This is a genomic window from Solwaraspora sp. WMMA2080 (genome assembly GCF_027497395.1).
In the GTDB taxonomy this organism is placed as follows: Bacteria; Actinomycetota; Actinomycetes; order Mycobacteriales; family Micromonosporaceae; genus Micromonospora_E.
In genome coordinates this window covers 4,941,024-4,963,658 of sequence record NZ_CP114910.1, presented here as the reverse complement: position 1 = coordinate 4,963,658, position 22,635 = coordinate 4,941,024, and the positions used below count along the sequence as shown (strand labels likewise).

Below are 22,635 nucleotides of genomic sequence, written 5' to 3'. Positions count from 1 at the left end.
CTACGGCGTCACAAAGGTGACTGAGACTTCCTCATATCCCAGGGAGCGCAACAGCCCCGTCAGCATCTTGCGGGTGTTCTCCTCGGCCCGCCCGGCGATCCCGCTCTCCCGGGCAGCGGCCGCGATCCGGTCCTCGGCCAACTGGTAGACCTGCTGCCGCCGGTTCGGGTCACCGCCGAACACCTCACCGAGACGGTTGAGCAGGCCACGCTCCTCGGCGAAGACGTAGCTGTTGTCGAGATCGAGATCGGCATCGGTCAGCTGCGGCGCCGGCAACTCGATCTGCGCAGAAAGACCATCCTCAGAGGTTGATATGGCTTCCTCGCCGATTTGCCCGAAATCGACGTATGCCTCGACCGTTCCGACCCCGACGAACAGCGTCCGTTCGTTGAGCAGGAAATCGGGCACGTACCGTCGGTCCTGCTCAAGGTCGACGACAACCTGGTAGTTACCCTCCGCCGCGACGAACCGGCTGAGATCCTGGATCGACTGCAGCACCGGTGGCTGAGTGCGATCGGTCTCCTGTTGGGCGAAGGGGTTGCGCCAACTCGGTAGCAACCCGGCGGCCTGGGTCGACAGCAGCAGCACCACGACCAGACCGACGATTGCGGCGAGACCGAGCAGCCCGCGCCGACGGCCGCCGGACTCCGCCGGTGGCGTAGCCGGCCCGGCCGGGTCCGGCGTACCGTCGGGATACTCCGGAAATTCCCGAGTAGGAGTGTTGACATCGCCGCTGCGGGACATCCCCATCACCGTCCTCACCAGACGCCGGCCCACCGCCGGGACGTCTGGATTCACCGTACGGCCCCGGTACGACAACCGCATCCGGGGCCGGCCGGGGGATCATCACGGCCGGCGGTCCAATCGGGTCGGGCCGGCAGATCAGCCGGCGGCCCGCTGCTGAATGAGCAGGTACACCCGGGCGTGGATCTGGTTGCGCTGCTGGAGCGCGGCCCGCAGCGCCCGGTGCAGGCCGTCCTCCAGGTAGAGACCGCCGTTCCACTGGACCACGTGTGGGAAGAGGTCGCCGTAGAACGTCGAGTCCTCGGCGAGCAACTTGTCCAGCGCCAGCTCCCGTTTGGTGGTGATCAGCTGATCGAGGCGCAGCGGGCGGGGCGGAATCTCCGCCCACTGCTTCAGAGTCAGACCGTGCTCCGGGTAAGGACGACCGTCCCGCACCGCTTTGAAGATCACGACGGCGCGCTCCTCCCATGTCGCCTACCGAACCGTCTGTCTGCCGAACCGCCACCCACCGGCCGGACGCCACCGTACGCCAGCGCGTCTGCCAGCGTAGCGACCTGCTGCGACCAATCGGAGCGATCCTGCGGCCCGTACCGCAGCGTCACCGCCCGCAACCGGCCCCGGTCAACCGTTCCACCGGCCACGATGAACCACCTCGTCGACCGGACGGCGACCGCGACGCAGCGACGAGGAACGCGTGTCCGGTGCCCGGTAGCCGACGGTTATCGCACCGATCGGGACGAACTCCTCCGGCACGCCGAACGCGTCCCGGAAACTCGACGTACGTTCCGGCGGGATGCCGAAGAAGCAGGCCCCCAGCCCTTCGTCCACGGCGGTCAGCAGCATCAGCAGCGCGGCGAAACCGGTGTCGATGTGCCAGTACGGCACCGGCCAGCGCGCCTCGTCGCGGTCGGTCCAGCCCTTGTCCGGCTGGGCGTACCGGTCCAGGTACGCCGACCGGTTGGCGTGCGGGACGATGATCAGCGGTGCCTGGGTCATGCCGGCCAGCCAGCGGCTGCGCCGCTCGGTGTCCGGGTCCGCCGCCACCGGGGTGGTCGCCGCCCAGAACGCCGCCCGGTCGTCCGGCCGGTCCAGCACCAGGAAACCCCAGCCCTGGGAGAAGCCGGCCGACGGCGCGTGGATGGCGTGCTCCAGCAACCGGTCGACGATCTCGGGCGGTACCGGGCGGTCCGGATCGTAGTTGCGGACCATCCGCCGCCGCCGAACCGCGTCGCGGAACTCCATCACCGACCCTCCGACTCCTGTCCCGGTCCCGCCGGATCCTGTCCCGGCCGAATGCCCCAGCTCGCCTGCCAGGTCTCGGCCGGCGCCAGGACGATCAGATCCCGCCCGGACCGGAACGCGTCCGGTGGGCAGGTCATCGGTTCGACCGCCACCGACCGCCGGTAGCGCGGCTCCGCGAAGGTGTCCCCGCTGAACAGCTGCCACCAGCCGAAGGCGGCGTCGGCCCAGAGCGTCACGCCAGCTGATCCGTCCTGGTTGGACAACCGGACGGCAGAGCCGCCAGACGGATCCCGGTCGAGGTCGCCGAACGCGGTGTCCAGCACCACCGGGCCGATCCGCCGCGGCTTGGTGAAGTCGTACTCGCCACCGGCCACCTTCGCCGCGCCGATCGGCAGCAGCCGGCCGTCCACCAGCAGCCGGCTGCGGGCCGGCAGGTGCAGGGTCACATCGTCGACCATGGTGTCCGGCAGCCGCAGGTACGGATGGACCCCGAGCCCGAACGGTGCCGGCTCGACGCTGGCGTTGGTCACCTGGTGGGTCACCCGCAGTCCGTCGGCGCCGACCGCCCACCGGGTACGCAGCACCAGCGACCACGGGTAGCCGGGGTGCGGGAAGAGGGTGCAGCCGATCACCACTTCGTCGGCCGTTTTGGAGATCAGTTGCCAGGGCAGCCAGCAGACCAGCCCGTGCAGCGCGGTGTGCCGGTCCGGCTCAGACAGGTGCAGCTGCCGGGTGACCTCGGCGAAGGTGTAGCGGCCGTCCCGGATCCGGTTCGGCCACGGAGCCAGGACCTGGCCGGCGCCGCCGACACAGAGCTCGTCCTCGGCGTACCCGTCGACGTAGTCGACCCCACCGGCGCGGTACGCCCGCAGCCCGCCGCCCACCTCGACCACGACGGCCTCGTGCCCGTCCGCCGCGATCGTCCACTGCGCTCCGGACGGCGGGCCCGGACGTGCATCGACGTTGTCCATGCGGCGACGATAACCGTTCGATCCAGCTCGCGGGTCACCCGCCGGCCAGTGATCCACAATAGCTAAGAGTAAATTAAAAGTTGCGCTACGCCGCGATTCGCTCGATCGACCAGCCGCCGGCGGCGTCCCGGCGGTACCGGAACCGGTCGTGCAGCCGGTCGGCCCGACCCTGCCAGAACTCGACGGTCCGCGGCGCCACCCGCAGACCGCCCCAGTGCGGCGGCGGTGGCACCGCGGTCGGCTCCGGGAACCGCCGCCGGGCTGCTGCCAGGCCGGCGTCGACCGCCGCACGGTCCGGCACCACCCGCGACTGCGGGCTGGCCCACGCGCCGAGCTGGGAGCCACGTGGCCGGGTGGCGAAGTACGCCTCGGTCTGCGCCCGTGGGATCGGTGCCACCACCCCGCGCACCTCCACCTGCCGGGACATCGCGAACCACGGAAAGAGCAGGCTGACCGAGGGATTGGCGGTGGCCTCGGTGCCCTTGCGCGACCGGTAGTTGGTGAAGAAGACGATTCCTGTCTCGTCGTACCCTTTCATCAGCACCGTCCGAGTACTCGGTCGCCCATCGACGTCGGCCGTGGCCAGCACCATCGCATTCGGTTCCGGCAACCCGGCCGCCACCGCGTCGGCGAACCACCGGGCGAACTGGGTGTGCCAGTCGACGGCGAGGTCACGGCGACGCAGTTCCGGGGCACCGCGATAGTCACGACGAGCCAGACTCGGTCGTGGTGTGTCTCCCGTCACGTCGCTCTCCTGAACTAGGGCTACCCCTGGCACCGAACTTACGCTGGGTACCCACCAGGCACGAACAACCGGTCACCCGCCGGGCACGAACGACCAGTCACCGCAGCACACGGATGTCAGCGAAACCGTTCAGGGCAGCCTGCAGCAGTTCTACCGGGCGCTCGGGCAGCACCGCCAAATCCCCACCAGGAGAGCCACATGTCCGACTTCAAACCGGGTCTCGAAGGTGTGATCGCATTCGAGACCGAAATCGCCGAGCCTGACAAGGAGGGCGGTGCCCTCCGGTACCGCGGCGTCGACATCGAGGATCTGATCGGACAGGTCTCCTTCGGCAACGTCTGGGCACTGCTGGTCGACGGTCGGTTCGGGCCGGGTCTGCCGCCCGCCGAGCCGTTCCCGGTGCCGGTGCACTCCGGCGACATCCGGGTGGACGTGCAGTCGGCGGTCGCCATGCTCGCCCCGTACTGGGGGCTGTCCCAGCTGCTGGACATCTCCGACGAGCAGGCCCGCGCGGACCTGGCCCGGGTATCGGTCACCGCGTTGTCGTTCGTCGCCCAGTCGGCCCGTGGGCTCGGTCTTCCGGCCGTGCCGCAGAAGGAGATCGACAAGGCGCAGACCATCGTCGAGCGGTTCATGCGCCGGTGGCGAGGCGAACCCGATCCGCGGCACGTCAAGGCGGTCGACGCGTACTTCATCTCCGCCGCCGAACACGGCATGAACGCCTCCACCTTCACCGCCCGGGTCGTCGCCTCCACCGGAGCCGACGCCGCCGCCTGCATCTCGTCGGGCATCGGTGCGCTCTCCGGACCGCTGCACGGTGGTGCCCCGTCCCGGGTGCTGCACATGATCGAGGGCGTGGAGCGCAGCGGCGACGCCGAGTCGTACGTCAAGGGCGTGCTCGACCGCGGCGAACGGCTGATGGGGTTTGGTCACCGGGTGTACCGGGCCGAGGATCCGCGCGCCCGGGTGCTGCGCCGCACCGCCAAGGAGCTCGGAGCGCCCCGCTACGAGGTGGCCGAGGCGCTGGAGAAGGCTGCCCTGGAGGAGCTGCACAACCGCAAGCCGGACCGGGTGCTGGCGACCAACGTCGAGTTCTGGTCGGCGGTGGTGCTCGACTTCGCCGAGGTGCCGGCGCACATGTTCACCTCGATGTTCACCTGCGCCCGGATGGGCGGCTGGAGCGCTCACATCCTGGAGCAGAAGCGGCTCAAGCGGCTGGTCCGCCCGTCCGCCCGGTACGTCGGCCCGCAGCCGCGCAAGCCGCAGCAGGTCGCCGGCTGGGACGCGGTCCCGCACGACGTCTGATCCGGCACGGATCCTGATCCGGCACCGACTCCGCCGGCACCGGCCCGGGATGTGTGGGGCACGCCTCAGTCGCAGACGTGGGACCACACCCCGGGGCCGGCCGGTCGGGTGCAAGGATTGGTCAACCCGTTACGCATCTGGAAGGACTTCTGACCACCGTGGCTGACGTTGCGACCATCCGCATCCCAGACGAGATCAAGCCCGCCGACGGCAGGTTCGGCTGCGGCCCGTCGAAGGTCCGCCCGGCAGCCGTCGCCGCGCTGTCCGAGGTCGCCACCAGCTACCTGGGCACGTCCCACCGGCAGAAGACCGTCCGCGACGAGGTCGCCCGGCTGCGACGCGGCATCGCCGAGTTCTTCGCGCTGCCCGAGGGCTACGAGGTGATTCTCGGCAACGGCGGTACCACCGCGTTCTGGGAGATCGCCACGTTCGGCCTGGTCCGCGACCGGGCGCAGTTCGCCAGCTTCGGCGAGTTCGGGGCCAAGTTCGCCAAGGCGGTACGCGACGCGCCGTTCCTCGGCGAGCCGACGGTACACAAGGCCGAGCCGGGCAGCGCCCCGGCCCTGGTCGCCGAGGCGGGCGTGGACGTCTACGCGACCCCGCACAACGAGACCTCGACCGGGGTCGCGGTGCCGATCCGGCGGGTCGCCGGAGCCGACGACGGTGCGCTGATGCTGGTCGACGCCACGTCCGGCGCCGGTGGCCTGGAGGTCGACCCGACCGAGACCGACGTCTACTACTTCGCCCCGCAGAAGTGCTTCGGCTCGGACGGCGGCGTCTGGCTGGCCCTGATGTCGCCGGCCGCCCTGGACCGGGCCGCCCAGGTCAAGGCGTCCGGCCGGTACATCCCGGCGTTCCTGGACCTGGTCACCGCGATCGACAACTCGCGGTTGGAGCAGACCTACAACACCCCGGCACTGGCGACGATCTTCCTCGCCGCCGAGCAGACCGACTGGATGAACGCCCAGGGTGGGCTGGCCTGGGCGGCGAAGCGGACGGCGGAGAGCGCGGCGGCGATCTACGGCTGGGCTCAGCGGTCCGCGGTTGCCACTCCGTTCGTCACCGATCCGGCGCTGCGGTCCAACGTAGTGGCGACCATCGACTTCGTCGACGGAGTGGACGCCGGCAAGGTCGCCAAGGTGCTGCGGGCCAACGGCATCGTGGACACCGAGCCGTACCGCAAGCTCGGCCGCAACCAGCTGCGGGTGGCGCTGTTCCCGGCGATCGACCCGTCCGACGTCGAGGCGTTGACCGCCTGCGTCGACTTCGTGATCGAGCGGCTTTGAGGCATATCGGGTGATTAAGCCGGTTCGGCGGTGGTTGCCGCTGAATCGGCGGGATTTGCTCTAGGATGACGATCAACCGCTGACCTCCCGTGATCGATCGTGATCGCCGACGCTCGATCACCGTCCACCATCCGACTCGCCCAGCCGGACGGATCTGGGCAGCTCACTCGACATGCCCGGCGTGGCCTACTCCCATCGGGTGGCTTATCGGCGTACCGTGTGCGGAGGACGTCGCGGGCGGGTCGACCTTGCGGCGTGGGGCAGCTCAGCGGGACGGAGGCAACGCGATGCGCCCGGTACGCTTCGTCGCCCTCTCCGAGGACGGTCAGGCCCTGGTCCTCGCTGACGAGGTCGGCCGACTGCTCGCCCTGCCGATCGACGACCGCGTCTCCACTGCGGTGCAGGCCGACCCGGACAGCTCGACCACGTTGACGGTGGCCAGCCAGCCCGGAGATCCCCAGCCGTCGCTGTCCCCCCGGGACATCCAGGCCCGGATCCGGTCCGGCGAGTCGGCCGACGACGTCGCGCGGATCGCCGGGGTGCCGGTTGACCGGGTGCTGCGCTACGCCGGACCGGTGCTGCAGGAGCGGGCCATGCTCGCCCAGCACGCCCGGCGTACCAGGCTGAAGAACTCCGACAAGGGTGCCCCGCTCGCCGAGGTCGTCGACGGCCGGCTGGCCCAGCACGGCATCGACGCGGAGAAGATTTCCTGGGACGCGTACCGGCGCGACGACGGCACCTGGCGGATCATCGCCACCTGGCCGTCCGGCAAGGCCACCGCCCAGGCCATCTGGGAGCTGGACAAGAGCCGCCAGGTCATCTCGCCGCACGACGACATGGCGCAGTACCTCTGCACCGAGCGGCCGACCCAGATCCTCGGTCAGGAGCCGGCGCCGGAGCGGGGCGGGCATGCGCTGCCCGGTCCGGCGCGCGCCGAGCCGGGCCGGGGCGGGCACGGCCTACCGGCTGCCCCCGGTGACCAGCCACGATCCAGCCGGGACCCGATCCGGGCCGGGCGGGACGCGCTGCTCGCCTCGCTGGACCGACCGCTCGGTTCGGCGGCCGGTCGCGGCCTGGAGCCGGCGGCCAACGCCGAGACGCCCCGGCAGCGGCCGGTGGCCGGCGGCGCCGCCGCACTGCTCGGCGGCGGCGCGGGTTCCGCCTTCGACGACGACGCCGACGCACCCAAGGAGGTCCCGGCGGTGCCGTCACTGGCGGTGCTGCGGCCCCGGCGCGCCTCGTCCGGTGCCACCGAGACCCCGGCGGACAGCTCCGGCAAGCCCCGCAAGCGGCTGCCGAGCTGGGACGACGTCCTGTTCGGTAGCGGCCCGGCCGACCGCGCAAGTTCCTGACCCGTCGTAGGCCTCCAGCGGCCTGGACTGACCGGCCCGGGCCGTACGGCTCCGGGTCAAGCTCGGACGGCTCCGGCGTGGGCCGGCGCGGATTGGGCCGGCAGGACGTAGAGCCGGGGCATCGGTGCCCACCGTAGCCGTATCCGGCCGCCGGTGCGCCGCAACTGCCAGGCCAGCGTGGCGGCGGCGGTCAGGAAGGACAGCAGGCCGCCCAGCCAGATGCTGGCCCCGGCTCCGAAGCGCTCGGCGACCCAGCCGATGATCGGTGCGCCGACCGGGTTGGTGCCCAGGAAGACCAGCACCCACAGCGCCATCACCCGGCCCCGGAAGGCCGGGTCGACGCCGAGCTGCACCCGCTGGTTGGAGGCCTGCGCGAAGTAGACCATGAAGAATCCGGTCGGCAGCAGCAGGAGCACCACCAGCCAGTACGTCGGGGCCAGCCCGACCAGGGTGCCGAGGCCGGCGAAGGTCAACGCACTGCCCAGCACGATGTAGACCGACGGCCGTTCGCGTCGGCCGCTGGCAACGAGGGCACCGGCCAGCGCGCCGACCGCGAGCGCCGTGGTGAACAGCCCGAACGACGCCGCACCGGTCTCGAACACTGTCTTGGCCAATGCGGCGAGGGTCAACTGGAAGTTGAACAGCAGCAGGCCGAGCACGGCCATCAGGGCCATCGGCAGCATCAGGTCGGGGCGGCGGGCGACGTAGCGCAACCCGTCGACCACCTTGGCGGCGTCCCGCTGCGCTCCGACCGGCAGGCCGACCCGGTGCAGTTCGCCGGAGCGCATCCGAACCAGTCCGACCAGCGGGGCCGTTGACGCGAGCGCGCTGATCAGGAAGACCGGCCCGACGTCGAACGCCGCGATGGCAAGCCCGGCCAGGGCCGGGCCGACGATCCGCGCGGTGTTGAACGTCGCCGAGGACAGCGCAAGGGCGTTGGGCAGCAGCGGGGTGCCGACCAGTTCGGAGACGAATGCCTGCCGGACCGGAGTCTCCAGGGCGTTGCCGACGCCGAGCAGGCCGGCGAAGACGAAGACGTGCCAGAGCGCCACGACGCCGGTCAGCACCAGCACGCTCATCACGAGGGCCAGCACGCACCAGATGGCGTTGGCGACGAACAGCAGCAGCCGTTTGTCGTAGCGGTCGGCGAGCCGACCGGAGATCAGGGTGAACAGCAGCACCGGGGTGAACTGGAGGGCGACGACCACTCCGAGCGCGGTGGCGGAGTCGTCCGACAGCTGCAGGACGAGCCAGTCCTGCGCGATGAACATCATCCACACACCGATCAGCTTGATCAGCTGCCCGGTGGCGAAGATCCGGTAGTTGCGGACCTGTAGGGACTGGAAGGTGGTGTTCAGTGTCGCCCGCACTCGGGGTGCGCCTCCTCGGATCGTACGCGTCATCCACGTGGGACGAAGCGGACCCGGTGGCGACTGTCGCGTCAGCCGCGGGCGACCTGCTGCAGGATCTCCGCCGCCTGCCGTAACGTATCCCGTTCGGCAGGGCTCAGCTCGGCGAGCCGGGTGGCGAGCCACTCGTCACGTACCCGTTCGAACCCGGCGATCACCTCCCGGCCTGACTCGGTGGCCGACAGGATCACCTGCCGGCCGTCGGTCGGGTGCGGGGTGCGTTGCACCAGTCCGCGCTCCTCGAGCTTGGCGACGATCCTGGTCATCGTCGGCGGTTGGACCCGCTCGATGTCGGCCAGCTCCCGCGGCGTCATCGCACCGGCCAGCTCAAGGCTGGTGAGCGCGGACAGCTGGGTGACCGTCAGATCGCCGACCGGCCGGGCCCGTCGGACCCGCCGGTTGAGTCGGGTGATGGCATCGCGCAGGGACGTCGCCAGTTGCGCGGCCGTGACCTGCTGCTCTCCCATCACCGCCCACTCCGTCACGTTCGTTAGCCTAACTAACGAACACACCGATCGACCAGCCGTTATGACCACCGTCACCGGCGGCATCAGGGTACCGCCGGTGACGGCCGACGTTGCGACGAGGCGACCGGCTCAGCCGATCAGCAACTCCAGCGGGTGCCGCAGGAAGTAGAGGGTGAACAACGCGGCCACCCCGTACAGCAGCGGATGCACCCGCGCCGCACGGCCCTTCACCAGCTTGATCAGCACGAAGGTGATCACCCCCGCGCCGATCCCGTTGGAGATCGAGTAGGTGAACGGCATCAGCACGATGGTCAGGAAGGCCGGGATGGCGATCTCGTAGTCGGTCCAGTCGATGGTGCGCACCGCGGTCAGCATCAGGAAGCCGACCACCACCAGCGCGGTCGACGCCGCTTCGAACGGCACCACCTCGACCAGCGGGGACAGGAAGACAGCCAGCAGGAACAACGCGCCGGTGACCAGGTTGGCGGCCCCGGTCCGGGCACCCTCCGCGACCCCGGCGGCGCTTTCGATGTACGAGGTGTTGCTCGACGTACTCGCCAGGCCGCCCGCCGCTGCCGCGATCGAGTCGACGACCAGGATCTCCTTGGTCCTCGGCGGCATCCCCTCGGAGTCGAGCAGGCCGCCCTCCTGGCCGACCGCGACCATGGTGCCCATCGTGTCGAAGAAGTCGGTCAGCAGCAGGGTGAAGACGAACATCAGGGCGATCAGCCAGGTGGCCGAGTCCCAGGCCCCCAGCACGGAGAAGTTGCCGAGCAGCGACAGGTCCGGCATGCCGAAGACCTGGTCGGGCAGGCTCGGCACGGTCAACGCCCAACCGCCGGGTTGGCCGTCCGGGCCGCCGGCCGGCCCGAACCCGCCGATCGTCTCGACGATGACGGCCAGCACCGTGGAGCCCAGGATGCCGATCAGGATCGCGCCGCGTACCTTGCGGACCACCAGCACCAGGGTGAGCAGCAGGCCGAGCACGAAGACGAAGGCCGGCCAGGTGGCGATCATGCCGTTGATGCCCAGGCCGAGCGGCGGTGACGCGGTGCCGCCGGTGACGAACCCGGCGTTGACGAAGCCGATCAACGCGAGGAACAGCCCGATGCCGACTCCGATGGCCGTCTTCAGCTGGGTGGGCACGGCCCGGAAGACGGCGGTACGCAGCCCGGTCAGCACCAGGACCAGGATGATCACGCCTTCGATGACCACCAGGCCCATCGCGTCGGCCCAGGTCATCTGTGGTGCGATCTCGAAGGCGACGAGGGCGTTCACCCCGAGACCGGCGGCCAGCGCCAGGGGGAACCGGGCGACCACCCCCATCAGCAGCGTCATCAACCCGGCGATCAGGGCGGTCGCGGCGGCGATCGCCGGGATCGCCAGCGCGGCGCCCTCGCCATCGACCGCGCTACCCAGGATCAACGGGTTGAGCACCACGATGTACGCCATCGTGAAGAAGGTGGCCAGTCCGCCTCGTACCTCGCGGCCTGGGGTGGAGCCGCGGGCGGTGATCTCAAAGAACCGGTCGAATGCGTTACGTGGGCTGCGGTCCGGGGCCGACCCGGTCGTCTCTGCCGGCACTGTCGCCATGGGTCCTCACAGCTGATCATCAGGTTGACTGGGCTGCGGGCATCGTCTCAGATCAGCTGTTACCGGTGGAGGTCCGTCCGGTTACGTCCCGCGACATCGCCGATCCGGCCGCCCGCTGTCCGGATTGACCGGCCCGTCACGGCGTTCTCTATCAACCGGGACGTACCCTGGTAGAGTGCCCGACTCGCCGCCGATGACCCCGCCGGACGCCCCGACCGGTCCGGTCCGGCTGCCGAGGGCACCCCGACCGGCGCCGCTGGACCCACCGATGGTGCCGTTCGCTGTCGGCGGGATGATCGCCTGGGCCGTCGCCGGGCTGGTCTGCCTGCTCGCCCGGAACTGGCTGGCCGACACCGGGCGTACCGACTGGCTCTGGACCTGCCTGGCCGGATTCCTGCTCGGGCTGCCCGGGCTCGCGGTAATGCTGCGGCACGACGCCAACCGGCGACGCCGCCACGCCGACCAGGTCAGTCGCCAGCCGGGCCCGAGCGCACCGTGACCGTCTCGACCTCGCCGTCGTCGTAGACCGTGGGCAGCTCGTCCACCGGGGTCACCGCCGGACTGGTCAGCGTCTCCGAGTGCGCGCCGCAGCCGTGGTCCACGCTCACCACCCGGCCGTCGTCCGGTGCGTAGACGTTGCCACACACCCCGAACGCCTGCCGGAGCGCCCCGGCCAGCACCAGGTAGAACCCGCAGGTGCCGCAGCGGGCCGTGTCCGGCGCGGCGACCGAGATCGGCGCCTGTGGGCCGTGTTCGCCGTCGTACCAGCGCTGTGCGGTGTCGGCGCGGCCCTCGCGGGACATCACCCGGCTCCGGCCGAGCCCGAGCTCCCAGGAGACCTCCTCCACGGCCGGGTCGTCCGACTGCAGGTAACCGGGCGCGAGCCGGTCGTCGTCGAACGAGGTCGGCAGTAGGTCACCGACGCCCAGGTCACCGGGCTGCAGCCGGTCGTGCCAGGGCAGCCAGCCCGGTGCCAGCAAGGCGTCCGGGCCGGGCAGCAGTACCGTCTCGCAGACGGTCACCTGCCGGCTGCGGGACACCCGGGTCACGGTGACCGCCCACCGCCAGCCCTGATACCCGGCAAGATGGCAGTCGAAAAGGTGGGTCACCAGCCGGTCGCCTTCGGCGACCGCTTGCAGGTGCTCGCCGACCTCGGCGGGATCCACCGCGTCGGCCAGCACGGCGTACGCCACGTCGACGGCTTTGGCGCAGACCGAGTCGAGGCGGGCGGCACGAGCGGTGCTCCTGGTCACCGTCCCATTGTTGCCTACCGGCCGGCACCGCCGACAGGCACTCCCCCGCCGACAGCGACTCGTTGTCGCCAGGCACTCCCCCGCCGACCTGGACCCGCGACCGCGAAAACCGGCACAGCCCGAGACGGGACGGCTGCGGATAGGTGAGGATGGGCGCATGGGGCTGTTTCGCTCGCTCGGGCACACCGCCGGGACCGCCTTCCGCAGCACCCGCGCGGTGCTGCGCGGCACGGCGCACAGCGGTCGCTGGGCCGGGCACAAGGTTCTGCAGGTACGCCACCGCGGCGCGGGCGGCGAACCGGGCATGTCCCGACTGTTCGACCTGCACGCCGCCTCCTGCGCCGGGGACACGCTGATCACGATCGGGCTCGCCGGGACCATCTTCTTCAGCGCGCCGCTCGGCGAGGCCCGCAGCAGCGTGGCGCTCTACCTGTTGGTGACGATGGTCCCGTTCGCGCTGCTGGCCCCGGTGGTCGGCCCGGTGCTCGACCACTTCCGGCACGGCCGGCGGTACGCGCTGGCCACCACCATGCTCGGCCGGGCCTTCCTGGCCTGGCTGATCGCCGACCACCTGAACGGGTTCGGGCTGTATCCGGCGGCGTTCGGGGTGCTCGCCCTGTCCCGGGCGTACGGCGTCGGCCGCTCCGCCGCCGTGCCCCGGCTGTTGCCGGCCGGCCTGGGACTGTCCCAGGCCGGGGCCCGGGCCAGCGTCTACGGCACGATCGCCGGAGCGCTGGTCGCGCCGCTGGGACTTGCGGCGTTCTGGTTCGGGCCGCAGTGGCCGCTGCGGGTCGCGTCGGTGATCTTCCTGGTCGGCATGGTCATCGCACTACGACTACCGCCTCGGGCCGACTCCGAGCCCGCCGAGCGGGTGCCGCGCGCGTTCCGGGTGTTCGGGCTCCGGCGGGGCACCGACCGGCAGCGGATTCTCACCGGTAGCCGGCTGGTCCTCGCCACCCTGGTCGGCAGCGGCACGTTGCGCTGCCTCTACGGCTTCCTGCTGCTCTTCCTCGCCTTCGCAATCAAGGCGGGCGATCTGTCCACGGTGGTGGTCGGCCAGCAACTCGGTGACGAGGGCGCGCTCGGGTTGGTCGGAGCGGCGCTGGCCGCCGGCAGCTTCGCGGCCACCGCGATCGGGAGCCGGATGCGGATCAACCGCCCGCTCGCCCTGCAGTCCAGCGGGCTGGTGATCGTGGCCGGCGTCGGTGTACTCGCCACCCTGCAGTTCTCGCTGCTGATGGTGGCGCTGTTCTGTTTCGTCACCGCGATCATCAGCGGCATCGCGAAGCTCGCGGTGGACGCCACCATCCAGGAGCGGCTGCCGGAACGGTTGCGAGCCAGCGCCTTCGCCCACTCCGAGACCATTCTGATGCTGTCGTTCGTCGCCGGCGGCGCGTTCGGGCTGATCCCGGTGGACGGCCGGGTCGGTCTCGTCGCGGCGGCCGGCTTCGGCGTACTCGCCGCCGCCCGCGCGGTGATCGTCGCCGGCCGGCAGCGCAAGGACCGGCTCAACGGCCGACCGGTCGACACGGTCGATGACACCCCAGACCCGTCCGGACCAGACAGGCCCGAACCCGGCACCGCCGGATCGGAATCGGCCGACGCCGGTACTCCCGAATCCGGCTCAACCGACGCCGGTGCGGCCGAACCGGCCACGGTGGTTCCGCCACGCGCCCGCCGATCAATCGTCCCGGCCCGGATCCGGCCACGTCCGCGACCTGCCCCGCCGACGCCGGCAGCGCCGGCACCGGTCGGCGCCGGGCAGGGCGGCACCGGCCAGGTCGGCACCGAGCCGGTCGGCGTCCCGGCCGGCGGCGCACCCGCCGGTCACCGCGACGATGGCCAAGCCGACGACGATGATCCGACACCACCCGGATTCCACATCTACCGCCCGTCGTCGACGCTGCGCCGCACGGCCGAGGACGACCGACCCGACGGGCCGAACGCCGGGCTCTGAACGGGCAGGGAGACGCTGGTCCACGGCCCAGTTGGCGGGTATCCGGGGCGGTGCCCCTGCCCGGCGGCCGGTAGGTCCAGGAAGGAGCGGTGGGTAAGGTGCGGCAGGTGCGGATTCTGATAGTGACGGCGGTCGAGGCCGAGGCGGTCGCCCTCCGACGCGGGATCGCACCGGCCGGCGACGCTGCGGACAGCGACTTTTCGGTCGAGGTCGAGGTCGAGGTGGTCGGGGTCGGCTCGGCGGCCGCCGCTGCCGGGACCGGCCGACAACTGGCCGTGGCGGCGAGCAGCGGACGCCCGTACGACGCGGTGGTCAGCGCGGGGATCGGCGGCGGGTTCCCCGACCGGATCGCCGTCGGGCAGACCGCCATTGCCACCCGCAGCGTCGCGGCCGACCTCGGCGCCGAATCGCCGGACGGGTTCCTGGCGATCGACGAGCTCGGCTTCGGCACCGCGGTCGCCGCCACCGACGACGCACTCACCGGCTGGCTGCGGGCGGCACTGCCGGACGCCGTACCCGGCGCGGTGCTGACGGTGAACACCGTGACCGGCACCGCGACGACCGCAGGAACGCTCATCGGCCGCCACCCCGACGCGGTGGCCGAGGCCATGGAGGGGTACGGGGTGGCCCGCGCCGCCGAGCTGGCCGGGCTGCCCTTCGCGGAGCTGCGCACCATCTCCAACCCGGTCGGCCCGCGCGACCGGGCCGGCTGGCGGCTTCCGCAGGCGATGGCCGCGCTGACCACGGCGGCCAGCGCGCTGACCAGCCGGCGTGCCGACTACCGTGGTTGACGTGACCCTGCGGCTGGCATTCTCCCCCTGCCCCAACGACACGTTCGTCTTCCACGCCCTGGTGCACGGGCTGGTACCGGACGCCCCGCCGGTCACCGTCCGGTACGCCGACGTGGACGTCACCAACTCCGCCGCCGAACGCGGCGAGTTCGACCTGGTCAAGGTCAGCTTCGCCGCGTTGCCCTGGCTGCTGCCCGACTACCATCTGCTGCCCTGTGGGGGTGCGTTGGGCCGAGGCTGCGGCCCACTGCTGCTGACCGGTGGCAGGGCCGGCGTCGTACCGGCTGGCCGCACGGCTGGCGGTGGTACGGCCGAGGAGGGCCGCTGGTCAGCCGGCGACCTGACCGGGGCGACCGTCGCCGTACCCGGCGAGCGGACCACCGCGTACCTGCTGTTCCGGCTCTGGTCGGCAGACCGGCCGCCGGCCCGGATCGAGGTCGTGCCGTTCCACGAGATCATGCCCGGCGTCGCCACCGGCCGGTACGACGCCGGGCTGGTGATCCACGAGGCGCGGTTCACGTACCAGCGGTACGGGCTCACCGCGCTGGTCGACCTAGGGGCATGGTGGGAGTCCGACACCGGCCTGCCGATCCCGTTGGGCGCGATCCTGGCCCGACGGGGCGTGGTCGACCCGGCGCAGGCGGCCGGCTGGGTACGCGAGTCGGTCCGACTGGCCTGGGCCGATCCGGGCGCTTCCCGCGACTACGTGCTGGCGCACGCTCAGGAAATGGAGCCGGACGTGGTGGACCGGCACATCGGGCTGTACGTCAACGACTTCACCGCCGACCTCGGTGCCGACGGGTACGCGGCGGTCGCCGCGCTGCTGGACCGGGCAGCGGCGCACGGGCTCACCCCACCGATGGCAGGGTTGCTCGCGCCGCCGCCCGGCGACCAGCTACGGCAGCGGTAGACCGCCGACCGCTGCAGTCCGTGGACCGCGACTGCGGGGTCAGACCTCCAGTTCGCGGGCGACCGCGTGCACCAGCTGGGCCACGGTCTGCGCCGTCTTGCGGTCCGGGAACCGGCCCCGCCGCAGGTCCGGCTGGACCTTGGCCTCCAGCACCTTGATCATGTCTTCGACCAGTCCGTGCAGCTCCTCCGGCGGTCGCCGACGCAGCTCGGCGACCGACGGCGGGGCCTCCAACAGCTGTACGCCGAGCGCCTGCGCGCCGCGCCGGCTGTCCACCACCCCGAACTCCACCCGTTGCCCGGACTTGAGGTCGGTGACGCCAGCCGGCAACGCACCCTTGGGCAGGAACACGTCGCCACCCTCGTCACTGGTGACGAATCCGTACCCCTTCCCCGCGTCGTACCATTTCACTCGACCCGTCGGCACCACTGACCTCGACTTCACTCGCAGGATTGACCTCACCAGGCTAGCCGGAGCAGAGCGTCGGCCGCCGCCGGGAATCCGGTCAGGTCGTCGATCACCGCAGCCGCTCCGGTGGACTGCAGCTCAGCCGCCGAACAGGGGCCGGAGGCCACCCCGAGACCCGGTATCCCGGCGGTCCGCGCGGCCACCATGTCCGCCGTGTGGTCACCCACATAGAGCTGTACGGCGTACTCGTGCAGGGCGGCCGCCTTGCCTTCGGCGAACAGGTCGCCGGCGACCTCGTCCACCGGCAGGCTCAGGTGGTCCAGGTGCAGACGAGCCAGCCGGCCGAGCTTCGAGGTGACCACCACCACCCGGCCACCCCACTTCCGGACCAGTTCAAGCGCGGCGACCGCCCCGGGCATCGGCAGCGTCGGATCTACCGCGTAGTGGGGGTAGAGCGACCGGAACTGCTCGACTGCGGCATCGACCTGATCAGCCGGGAACCACTGGCTGATCTCGTGGCGCAGCGGCGGGCCGAGCCGGGACACCGCGACCTCGGCGTCCACCTGCACCCCGGTGAGCTCGGTCAACGCCCGGTAGGTGGCGGCGACCCCCGGCCGCGAGTCGATCAATGTCATGTCCAGGTCGAATCCGACCACCGGCGACATGCGCACGTCCTTCCTCGTCACGCCCGCCACGACGGGTGGGTCCGGCCGGCGGGTGGCCGGCCGGGTGGCGGCCGGAGGGTGAGCCTATGTGGGCGACTCACGCGCCGGAGCATCTGCTCCGTACGGCCGAGGCCACCTGGGGCGTCCGGCGGGCTAGCGTGGAACAACCATGGCCAACACACTCGCCGACCACCTGCGTTCCCGCTCCGACGCGGAGCTGGGTGACCTGCTGCGCCTGCGTCCGGATCTGGTGGTGCCGGCGCCGACCGACATCGCCACGCTGGCCGCCCGGGCACAGTCGCGGGTCTCCTCTGCCCGCGCGCTCGACGACCTCGACGAGTTCACCCTGCGGATCCTGGACGCCGCGCGACTGTGCCGGGAGCTACCGGCCAGCGCCGGTTCGGCCGCCGCAGCCGACCCGGCCGGTTCCGCCGCTACGGTCCACCCGGCCGGTTCGGCCGACAGCGCTGACGCCGCCGTCGAGCTGGACGCGGTGCTGGCGATGGCCACCGCGCCGGGCAGCGGGGCGACCGCGGCTCAGGTCCGCGCGGCGGTGGACCGGCTGCTGGCCCGCTGCCTGCTGTACGGGTCGGCTGGGCGGTTCCGGGTGGCCGGCGGGGTGGACGAGGCGAGTTCGCCGTACCCAGCCGGGCTGGGCCGGCCCGCCGCCGACCTGGACGACCGGGTGGCTCGACGGTGCGCCGATCCGGCCGCGTTGCGCCGGACGCTGCTCAGCGCCCCGCCGTCGGCCCGGGCGGTACTCGACCGGCTCGCCGTCGGCCCGCCACTCGGCACGGTGAGTACCGCCGCCGCCGTCCCGGCCACCGGCGCTCAGGCCCGCGAAGCCCCGGCCGCCGCCGCCACCGCCGCCCTCGGTCCGGGCGACGGGGTGAGTCCGGTGCGCTGGCTGGTCGAGGCCGGCCTGCTGGCGGTGGTCACCGATGCGCCGGCGACGGCCGGCAGCCAGGCCGTGGAGTTGCCCCGCGAGGTCGGGCTGTTGCTGCGGCGGGACACCGGGCCGCTCGGCGCGCTGCGCCCCGACCCGCCTGCGGCGGGTTCCGCCGAACGCGATCCGAAGGCGGTGGACTCGACCGGTGCCGGGCAGGCGATGGAGCTGGTCCGGCAGGCCGGCGCGCTGCTGGAGGCGTTGGCCGCCGAGCCGGCGCCGCTGCTGCGTACCGGCGGGATCGGGGTGCGGGAGCTGCGCCGGCTGGCCCGCGCCGGTGGGGTCAGCGAGTCGCTGGCCGGGCTGCTGATCGAGATCGGGTACGCCGCCGGGCTGCTCGGTGCCGCCGAACTGCCCGCCACGGCGAGTCGCACCGCTGTCGACCAGCAGATCCTGCCGACCGGCAACTACGACCAGTGGATGAACGAACCGGTGGCCCGGCGGTGGGAGCGGCTGGCCGGGGCGTGGCTGGCGATGACCCGGCGGGCCGGGTTGATCGGCCGCCGGGACGACCGGGACCGGCCGATCACCGCGTTGTCGACCGACGTGGAGCGGGCCGGCGCGCCGACGGTGCGCCGTACCGTGCTGGGGGTGCTGGCCGCGTTGCCGCCGGGGGCCGCGCCGACCGCCGACGAGGTGCTCGCGCTGCTCGCATGGCAGGCGCCACGGCGCAGCCGGGGCCGCGACGACCTGCACCGCGAGGTCCTCGACGAGGCGGCTCAGCTGGGCGTCACCGGGCTGGGCGTGTTGACCGGGTACGGCCGCTCGCTGCTCGCCGGGGAGGGCCGGGACGGTCGGGACACCGCAGCCGACGACGATCCGCTCGGCGTACGGGCCACCGAACGCGAGCACCGAGGTGCGGCGTCGACGGTGGAACGCGCGCTGGACGACCTGCTGCCGTCCCCGGTGGACCACGTCCTGGTGCAGGCCGATCTGACCGTGGTGGTGCCCGGTCCACCGGAGCCGGCCCTGGCTGCCGAGTTGGAGCTGGTCGCCGAGCCGGAGTCGATCGGGGCGGCCAGCGTGCACCGGGTCACGCCGGCGAGTGTGCGTCGGGCGTTGGACGCCGGCTACCAGGCGGCCGAACTGCATGAGTTGTTCGCCCGGCGGTCCCGCACCCCGGTGCCGCAGGGCCTCACCTACCTGATCGACGACTCAGCCCGTACCCATGGCGGGTTGCGCGCCGGATCGGCCGGCGGCTATCTGCGCAGCGACGACGAGGCGTTGCTGGCCACGGTGCTGGCCGACCGCCGGCTGGCCACGCTGTCGCTGCGTCGGCTGGCGCCGACGGTGCTGGTCTGTGTGGTGCCCGCCGGCCGGATGCTGGAGGCGCTGCGGCAGGCCGGCTACGCCCCGGTGCCGGAGGACGGCACCGGTGCCGCACTGCGTACTGGCCGGCCACGGGCCCGGCGGGCACCGGCGCGGCACCCGGTGACGTTGCGGTCAATCGATCCGCTGGCCGCGCCGAAGCTGACCGCACCCTGGATCAGCGGTCTGGTCGAGCAGCTTCGCCGGGGGGAGGCGGCGGCCCGGGCGGTACGGCGCACGCCCGGGACGATCCGGGCGGCGACCGGGCAGGCGGTCGACGGGTTGGCCGCGGTGCAGGCGCACTCGCAGGCGCTGGCCGTGCTGCAGCAGGCGGTACGGGACAAGGCGCTGGTCTGGGTGGGCTACGTGGACGCACACGGCGCCGCCGCTTCCCGGCTGGTCCGTCCGGTGTCGATCGGCGCGGGTTACCTGCGGGCCGAGGACGAGCGGACCGAGACGCTGCACACCTTCGCGCTGCAGCGGGTGACCGCAGCGGTGGTGCACGACTGACCGCGCGTCGGCCCGTCACGTCGGGTCGGTCCTGACCGCACAGCAGTCGGCTCCCGGTCGGTACGCCCGGAGCCGTCAGCCCGTGGGCCGGCCGTCGTGCCGGTGCCGGCGAGCCGCCTCAATCACCGACACCGTGAGCAGCAGCGCGGATCCGGTGCCGAGTGCCTCACCCACCGAGTCGACGAAGCCCTGACGCAACACCAGCCAGCCGAACAGGAACCAGCCGACGAGCAGGGTCGACGCGAACGCGTACCAGAACAACGTGGCCCGCGAGACCGACACCGGGTAGCCCCGGTCGGTCGACCCTGGTCGATCCGCACTGTCGTTGACCGCCATGACCGCCTCCCGGCCCGATCGCTGCCCTTCACTGTCTCCAGACTGGCAGGTCGGGGCCGGATCGGACAGCAACCGGCACCGGCCGACGTGTCCGGTGCCTGCAGACGTGCTTGGCACCGGCCGGCACCGTCGGGGTCGGGGTGCCGGTGCGGGAGGGGACCCGCACCGGCACCCGCTGCCCTCAATGGGTGAGTACGACGGTGGAGATGCTGCGTGCGCCCACGTTGACGGTGACCTGCTGGCCGTTCACCCCGACGGACTGGCTGGCCGCGTTGGAGTACCGCGAGGTGAGGTAGTGTTCGGCCCGCGTCACGTTCTGCGGGGCCTGAACCACCGCGCCGCTCACCGCGCTGTTCGACCGGTTGAGGATGACCAGGGTGGTCTTACCGTCCCCGGTGTAGGCGGTCACCTCCAGCGGTGACGCCTTGGAGCTCTTCGTCAGGGCGACCCGCTGGTAGCCGGGGCGCACGTACTTGGCGTACTGCGAGAACGCGTACCCGCGCTTGAGCGGCGCTCCCGCCGTGGTGCCGTAGGTCGCATCACCGTCACCGATGAAGGAGTAGAACCGCTTGCCGTACCACCAGATGTAGGCGGCCCAGTTGGCCTCCATGATCCGGTGAACGGTACGCATGATGTCGTCGAGCGTCTCGTCCCAGACGGCCAGGTTGCTCGGGTCGCCCCAGATGTTGGAGCCGCTGCCGTCGGCCTCGTGATGGTTCCACTCGGTCATCCACACCGGCTTACCGTGTTGGTTGGCCAGGTTGTACGGCTTCAGTCGACCCTGGGACTCTAGGCCGTACAGGTGCCCGCCGATGTAGCCGATGTTGTTGCGCGCGCCTGCGTCGTTGAGGGTCGGATCGGTGTAACTGTAGTTCATGTTGACCGCCTCGGCGACCATCAGCTCGGTGTTCTGCACCCGCCACCCGTGGTCGCGGACGAAGTTGCGCAGCTCGGTCCCGTTCCAGTCCATCGAATCGTAGCTGGGGTGCCAGTCCGGCTCGTTCTGCACGGAGGTGACGTCGACCGTCACCCCCTGGTTGCGCATGTACTGGACATAGCTGTTCAGATGGTTGGCGTAGTCGTCGTAGTAGTCGGTGCGCAGCTTGCCGCCGTTGATCCGGCTGTTGTTGGTCTTCCACGCCGCTGGCGCCGTCCAGGGCGAGGCGAGGATTTTCACGTCGGAGCCGTACGACTTCGCCGTGCGCAGGGCGTTGACCTGGTTCGACCATTCGCCGGACTCAGGTGAGATGCCGGTCCGGATGATCGACAGTCCCATCTGATCGGGGCCCAGTCCGACCAGGGTCTGGGTCTCGGCCGTCGACCACGTGCTGCTGCCCCAGATCCAGGTGGCGGCCCCGAAACCGTCGACGGTCTGGTATCTGGTGGAGCTGTTCACCGTGATGTCAGCCGGCCCGGTCGGCGGCCGCGTGGTCGGCGGTGCGGTGGTGGGAGGCGCGGTGGTCGGCGGCGGCGCGGTGGTGGGAGGTGCGGAGGTGGGCACCGTACCGCCGGTGCAGGCCACTCCGTTCAGCGCGAAGCTGGTGGGAGCGGGGTTGCTGCCGTTCCACGACCCGTTGAAGCCGAACGAGGTCGTACCGTTTGTCGGGATGGTGCCGTTGTAGCTGACATTTCTGGCGGTCACCGCCGCACCGCTCTGGGTCAACGTCGTGTTCCATGCCTGCGTAACCGTCTGGCCTGCACCGAATGACCAGGTGAGGCTCCAGCTAGCGAGTGGGTCACCGAGGTTGGTGATGGTCACGCTGGCACCGAACCCACCCGGCCACTGCGACGACACCGCGTAGTTGACCGAGCATCCGGCGGCCGCGGCGGCCGGGGTCGCGGCGGCCACCGCGGCCGAGGCGAGCAGCACAGCCCCGACGGACCCAACGGCCGCGTTGATTCTCCACTTTCTCATTTACTTCCCCTGATCTACTGGGTGACCATCCGCAGTGGGCTGGCCGGGATCCCTGCCGAGATGTGCTGGTTCAGCTGGGCCGGTGCGGCAGGACGGTCCTCACCGGCACAGCGGTCTCGACTGACCGCGCACGTACGCTTCTGCCCGGTCATCGTTTCCTTCCTCTCCTGCATTCGTGACCAGAGCTGACGGTGTACGGGTACCGGCGCAGATGGCGCCGGACAGCTCGCGAGCAAGCTGTCAGCGGGTGGCCAGTAGGGACGGAGAGGCACTCGGCACCGTCGTGCGGCGTGACCCGGAACGCTAGACCGAGGTGGACGAGACCGGCCCGCAGCGCTCGACGCCCGAGGCCCGGCTCGGACGGCACAGATGTTGCCGACGGCCATCCCCGGCCGACTCCCGACAAGGCCGGTGGATGCAGGTGAGGCATGCCCTCAGCCCCACAGCATGGAGCATAGGTGCTGGGCCTGACACGCTCAAGACATAGAGGAGTACTGATTGGAGGTTTCTTCGAATCGTTTC

21 protein-coding genes are annotated in these 22,635 nt (G+C 71.5%); 8 read left to right on the top strand and 13 right to left on the bottom strand.

Features of this window, described 5'->3' with window-relative positions; translation table 11 throughout:
• From O7543_RS22640 to pdxH, 5 genes are all read right to left on the bottom strand, one after another.
• Window positions 1-591 (bottom strand): DUF4230 domain-containing protein, encoded by a 591-nt coding sequence (locus O7543_RS22640; RefSeq protein WP_281552002.1) that lies wholly within the window; start codon window positions 589-591, stop codon window positions 1-3.
• A 291-nt stretch (window positions 592-882) separates the two neighbouring features.
• The gene (locus O7543_RS22635; protein WP_123606308.1) at window positions 883-1,194 is read right to left on the bottom strand and encodes a type II toxin-antitoxin system VapB family antitoxin; all 312 of its coding nucleotides are present in this window, start codon (window positions 1,192-1,194) and stop codon (window positions 883-885) included.
• 171 nt (window positions 1,195-1,365) lie between these two features.
• The gene (locus O7543_RS22630; protein WP_281555738.1) at window positions 1,366-1,986 is read right to left on the bottom strand and encodes a nitroreductase family protein; all 621 of its coding nucleotides are present in this window, start codon (window positions 1,984-1,986) and stop codon (window positions 1,366-1,368) included.
• On the bottom strand, window positions 1,986-2,957 hold the full coding sequence (locus O7543_RS22625; RefSeq protein ID WP_281552003.1) for an aldose 1-epimerase family protein: 972 nt from the start codon (window positions 2,955-2,957) through the stop codon (window positions 1,986-1,988). The genes O7543_RS22630 and O7543_RS22625 overlap by 1 nt, the downstream gene beginning before the upstream one ends.
• Window positions 2,958-3,042: 85 nt before the next feature.
• Entirely contained in the window at window positions 3,043-3,702 is a 660-nt protein-coding gene (gene pdxH, locus O7543_RS22620; RefSeq protein ID WP_281552004.1) for a pyridoxamine 5'-phosphate oxidase, read from the bottom strand.
• A 198-nt stretch (window positions 3,703-3,900) separates the two neighbouring features.
• On the opposite strand from pdxH, the gene O7543_RS22615 reads away from it, so the two are divergent.
• The 3 genes from O7543_RS22615 to sepH all read left to right on the top strand — a co-directional run bounded on the left by O7543_RS22615 (window position 3,901) and on the right by sepH (window position 7,645).
• Window positions 3,901-5,007, top strand: a complete 1,107-nt coding sequence (locus O7543_RS22615; protein WP_123606312.1) for a citrate synthase 2 — start codon at window positions 3,901-3,903, stop codon at window positions 5,005-5,007.
• Between the two features lie 158 nt (window positions 5,008-5,165).
• Window positions 5,166-6,293: a phosphoserine transaminase gene (serC, locus tag O7543_RS22610; protein ID WP_281552005.1), complete on the top strand. Its 1,128-nt coding sequence runs from the start codon at window positions 5,166-5,168 to the stop codon at window positions 6,291-6,293.
• A 287-nt stretch (window positions 6,294-6,580) separates the two neighbouring features.
• Window positions 6,581-7,645: a septation protein SepH gene (sepH, locus tag O7543_RS22605; protein ID WP_281552006.1), complete on the top strand. Its 1,065-nt coding sequence runs from the start codon at window positions 6,581-6,583 to the stop codon at window positions 7,643-7,645.
• A gap of 56 nt (window positions 7,646-7,701) precedes the next feature.
• Here sepH and O7543_RS22600 read toward each other — a convergent pair whose 3' ends face one another.
• The 3 genes from O7543_RS22600 to O7543_RS22590 form a co-directional block, all read right to left on the bottom strand.
• The gene (locus O7543_RS22600; protein ID WP_281552007.1) at window positions 7,702-9,015 is read right to left on the bottom strand and encodes an MFS transporter; all 1,314 of its coding nucleotides are present in this window, start codon (window positions 9,013-9,015) and stop codon (window positions 7,702-7,704) included.
• A gap of 71 nt (window positions 9,016-9,086) precedes the next feature.
• The gene (locus tag O7543_RS22595) at window positions 9,087-9,521 is read right to left on the bottom strand and encodes a MarR family transcriptional regulator (RefSeq protein WP_281555739.1); all 435 of its coding nucleotides are present in this window, start codon (window positions 9,519-9,521) and stop codon (window positions 9,087-9,089) included.
• A 129-nt stretch (window positions 9,522-9,650) separates the two neighbouring features.
• Window positions 9,651-11,114: an NCS2 family permease gene (locus tag O7543_RS22590; RefSeq protein WP_281552008.1), complete on the bottom strand. Its 1,464-nt coding sequence runs from the start codon at window positions 11,112-11,114 to the stop codon at window positions 9,651-9,653.
• 193 nt (window positions 11,115-11,307) lie between these two features.
• Between O7543_RS22590 and O7543_RS22585 the strand changes: the two genes are divergently transcribed.
• Window positions 11,308-11,613 carry a DUF2530 domain-containing protein gene (locus tag O7543_RS22585; protein ID WP_281555740.1) on the top strand — a complete coding sequence of 102 codons (306 nt, stop codon included), beginning with the start codon at window positions 11,308-11,310 and terminating at the stop codon, window positions 11,611-11,613.
• Here O7543_RS22585 and O7543_RS22580 read toward each other — a convergent pair.
• Window positions 11,582-12,439, bottom strand: a complete 858-nt coding sequence (locus tag O7543_RS22580) for a DUF3027 domain-containing protein (protein ID WP_281555741.1) — start codon at window positions 12,437-12,439, stop codon at window positions 11,582-11,584. The two genes, O7543_RS22585 and O7543_RS22580, sit on opposite strands and share 32 nt — an antisense overlap.
• 85 nt (window positions 12,440-12,524) lie before the next feature.
• Between O7543_RS22580 and O7543_RS22575 the strand changes: the two genes are divergently transcribed.
• The 3 genes from O7543_RS22575 to O7543_RS22565 all read left to right on the top strand — a co-directional run bounded on the left by O7543_RS22575 (window position 12,525) and on the right by O7543_RS22565 (window position 16,025).
• Window positions 12,525-14,324: an MFS transporter gene (locus O7543_RS22575; RefSeq protein WP_281552009.1), complete on the top strand. Its 1,800-nt coding sequence runs from the start codon at window positions 12,525-12,527 to the stop codon at window positions 14,322-14,324.
• 107 nt (window positions 14,325-14,431) lie between these two features.
• A complete protein-coding gene (locus O7543_RS22570; RefSeq protein WP_281552010.1) occupies window positions 14,432-15,115 on the top strand; it encodes a futalosine hydrolase in 684 nt (227 codons plus the stop codon).
• Window position 15,116: 1 nt separating this feature from the next.
• Window positions 15,117-16,025 carry a 1,4-dihydroxy-6-naphthoate synthase gene (locus O7543_RS22565; RefSeq protein ID WP_281552011.1) on the top strand — a complete coding sequence of 303 codons (909 nt, stop codon included), beginning with the start codon at window positions 15,117-15,119 and terminating at the stop codon, window positions 16,023-16,025.
• A gap of 39 nt (window positions 16,026-16,064) precedes the next feature.
• Here the strand turns inward: O7543_RS22565 and O7543_RS22560 are convergent, their stop codons facing one another.
• Both O7543_RS22560 and O7543_RS22555 read right to left on the bottom strand, forming a co-directional pair.
• Window positions 16,065-16,451 (bottom strand): cold shock domain-containing protein, encoded by a 387-nt coding sequence (locus O7543_RS22560; protein WP_123607376.1) that lies wholly within the window; start codon window positions 16,449-16,451, stop codon window positions 16,065-16,067.
• A gap of 32 nt (window positions 16,452-16,483) precedes the next feature.
• Entirely contained in the window at window positions 16,484-17,098 is a 615-nt protein-coding gene (locus tag O7543_RS22555; protein WP_281552012.1) for an HAD hydrolase-like protein, read from the bottom strand.
• 169 nt (window positions 17,099-17,267) lie between these two features.
• Here O7543_RS22555 and O7543_RS22550 point away from each other — a divergent pair, with 169 nt between their 5' ends.
• Window positions 17,268-19,862: a helicase-associated domain-containing protein gene (locus tag O7543_RS22550; RefSeq protein WP_281567205.1), complete on the top strand. Its 2,595-nt coding sequence runs from the start codon at window positions 17,268-17,270 to the stop codon at window positions 19,860-19,862.
• Window positions 19,863-19,937: 75 nt separating this feature from the next.
• Here the strand turns inward: O7543_RS22550 and O7543_RS22545 are convergent, their stop codons facing one another.
• Window positions 19,938-20,198 (bottom strand): hypothetical protein, encoded by a 261-nt coding sequence (locus O7543_RS22545; RefSeq protein ID WP_281552014.1) that lies wholly within the window; start codon window positions 20,196-20,198, stop codon window positions 19,938-19,940.
• A gap of 181 nt (window positions 20,199-20,379) precedes the next feature.
• Window positions 20,380-22,113, bottom strand: a complete 1,734-nt coding sequence (locus O7543_RS22540; protein WP_281552015.1) for a cellulose binding domain-containing protein — start codon at window positions 22,111-22,113, stop codon at window positions 20,380-20,382.
• Window positions 22,114-22,635: the final 522 nt, after the last annotated feature.

Coding starts and splice junctions, on each gene's coding strand:
- O7543_RS22630 (WP_281555738.1), bottom strand. CDS start 1,986: ATGGAGTTCCGCGACGCGGTTCGGCGGCGGCGGATGGTCCGCAACTAC.
- O7543_RS22625 (WP_281552003.1), bottom strand. CDS start 2,957: ATGGACAACGTCGATGCACGTCCGGGCCCGCCGTCCGGAGCGCAGTGG.
- O7543_RS22615 (WP_123606312.1), top strand. CDS start 3,901: ATGTCCGACTTCAAACCGGGTCTCGAAGGTGTGATCGCATTCGAGACC.
- sepH (WP_281552006.1), top strand. CDS start 6,581: ATGCGCCCGGTACGCTTCGTCGCCCTCTCCGAGGACGGTCAGGCCCTG.
- O7543_RS22595 (WP_281555739.1), bottom strand. CDS start 9,521: ATGGGAGAGCAGCAGGTCACGGCCGCGCAACTGGCGACGTCCCTGCGC.
- O7543_RS22590 (WP_281552008.1), bottom strand. CDS start 11,114: ATGGCGACAGTGCCGGCAGAGACGACCGGGTCGGCCCCGGACCGCAGC.
- O7543_RS22585 (WP_281555740.1), top strand. CDS start 11,308: ATGACCCCGCCGGACGCCCCGACCGGTCCGGTCCGGCTGCCGAGGGCA.
- O7543_RS22575 (WP_281552009.1), top strand. CDS start 12,525: ATGGGGCTGTTTCGCTCGCTCGGGCACACCGCCGGGACCGCCTTCCGC.
- O7543_RS22555 (WP_281552012.1), bottom strand. CDS start 17,098: ATGTCGCCGGTGGTCGGATTCGACCTGGACATGACATTGATCGACTCG.
- O7543_RS22550 (WP_281567205.1), top strand. CDS start 17,268: ATGGCCAACACACTCGCCGACCACCTGCGTTCCCGCTCCGACGCGGAG.
- O7543_RS22545 (WP_281552014.1), bottom strand. CDS start 20,198: ATGGCGGTCAACGACAGTGCGGATCGACCAGGGTCGACCGACCGGGGC.
- O7543_RS22540 (WP_281552015.1), bottom strand. CDS start 22,113: ATGAGAAAGTGGAGAATCAACGCGGCCGTTGGGTCCGTCGGGGCTGTG.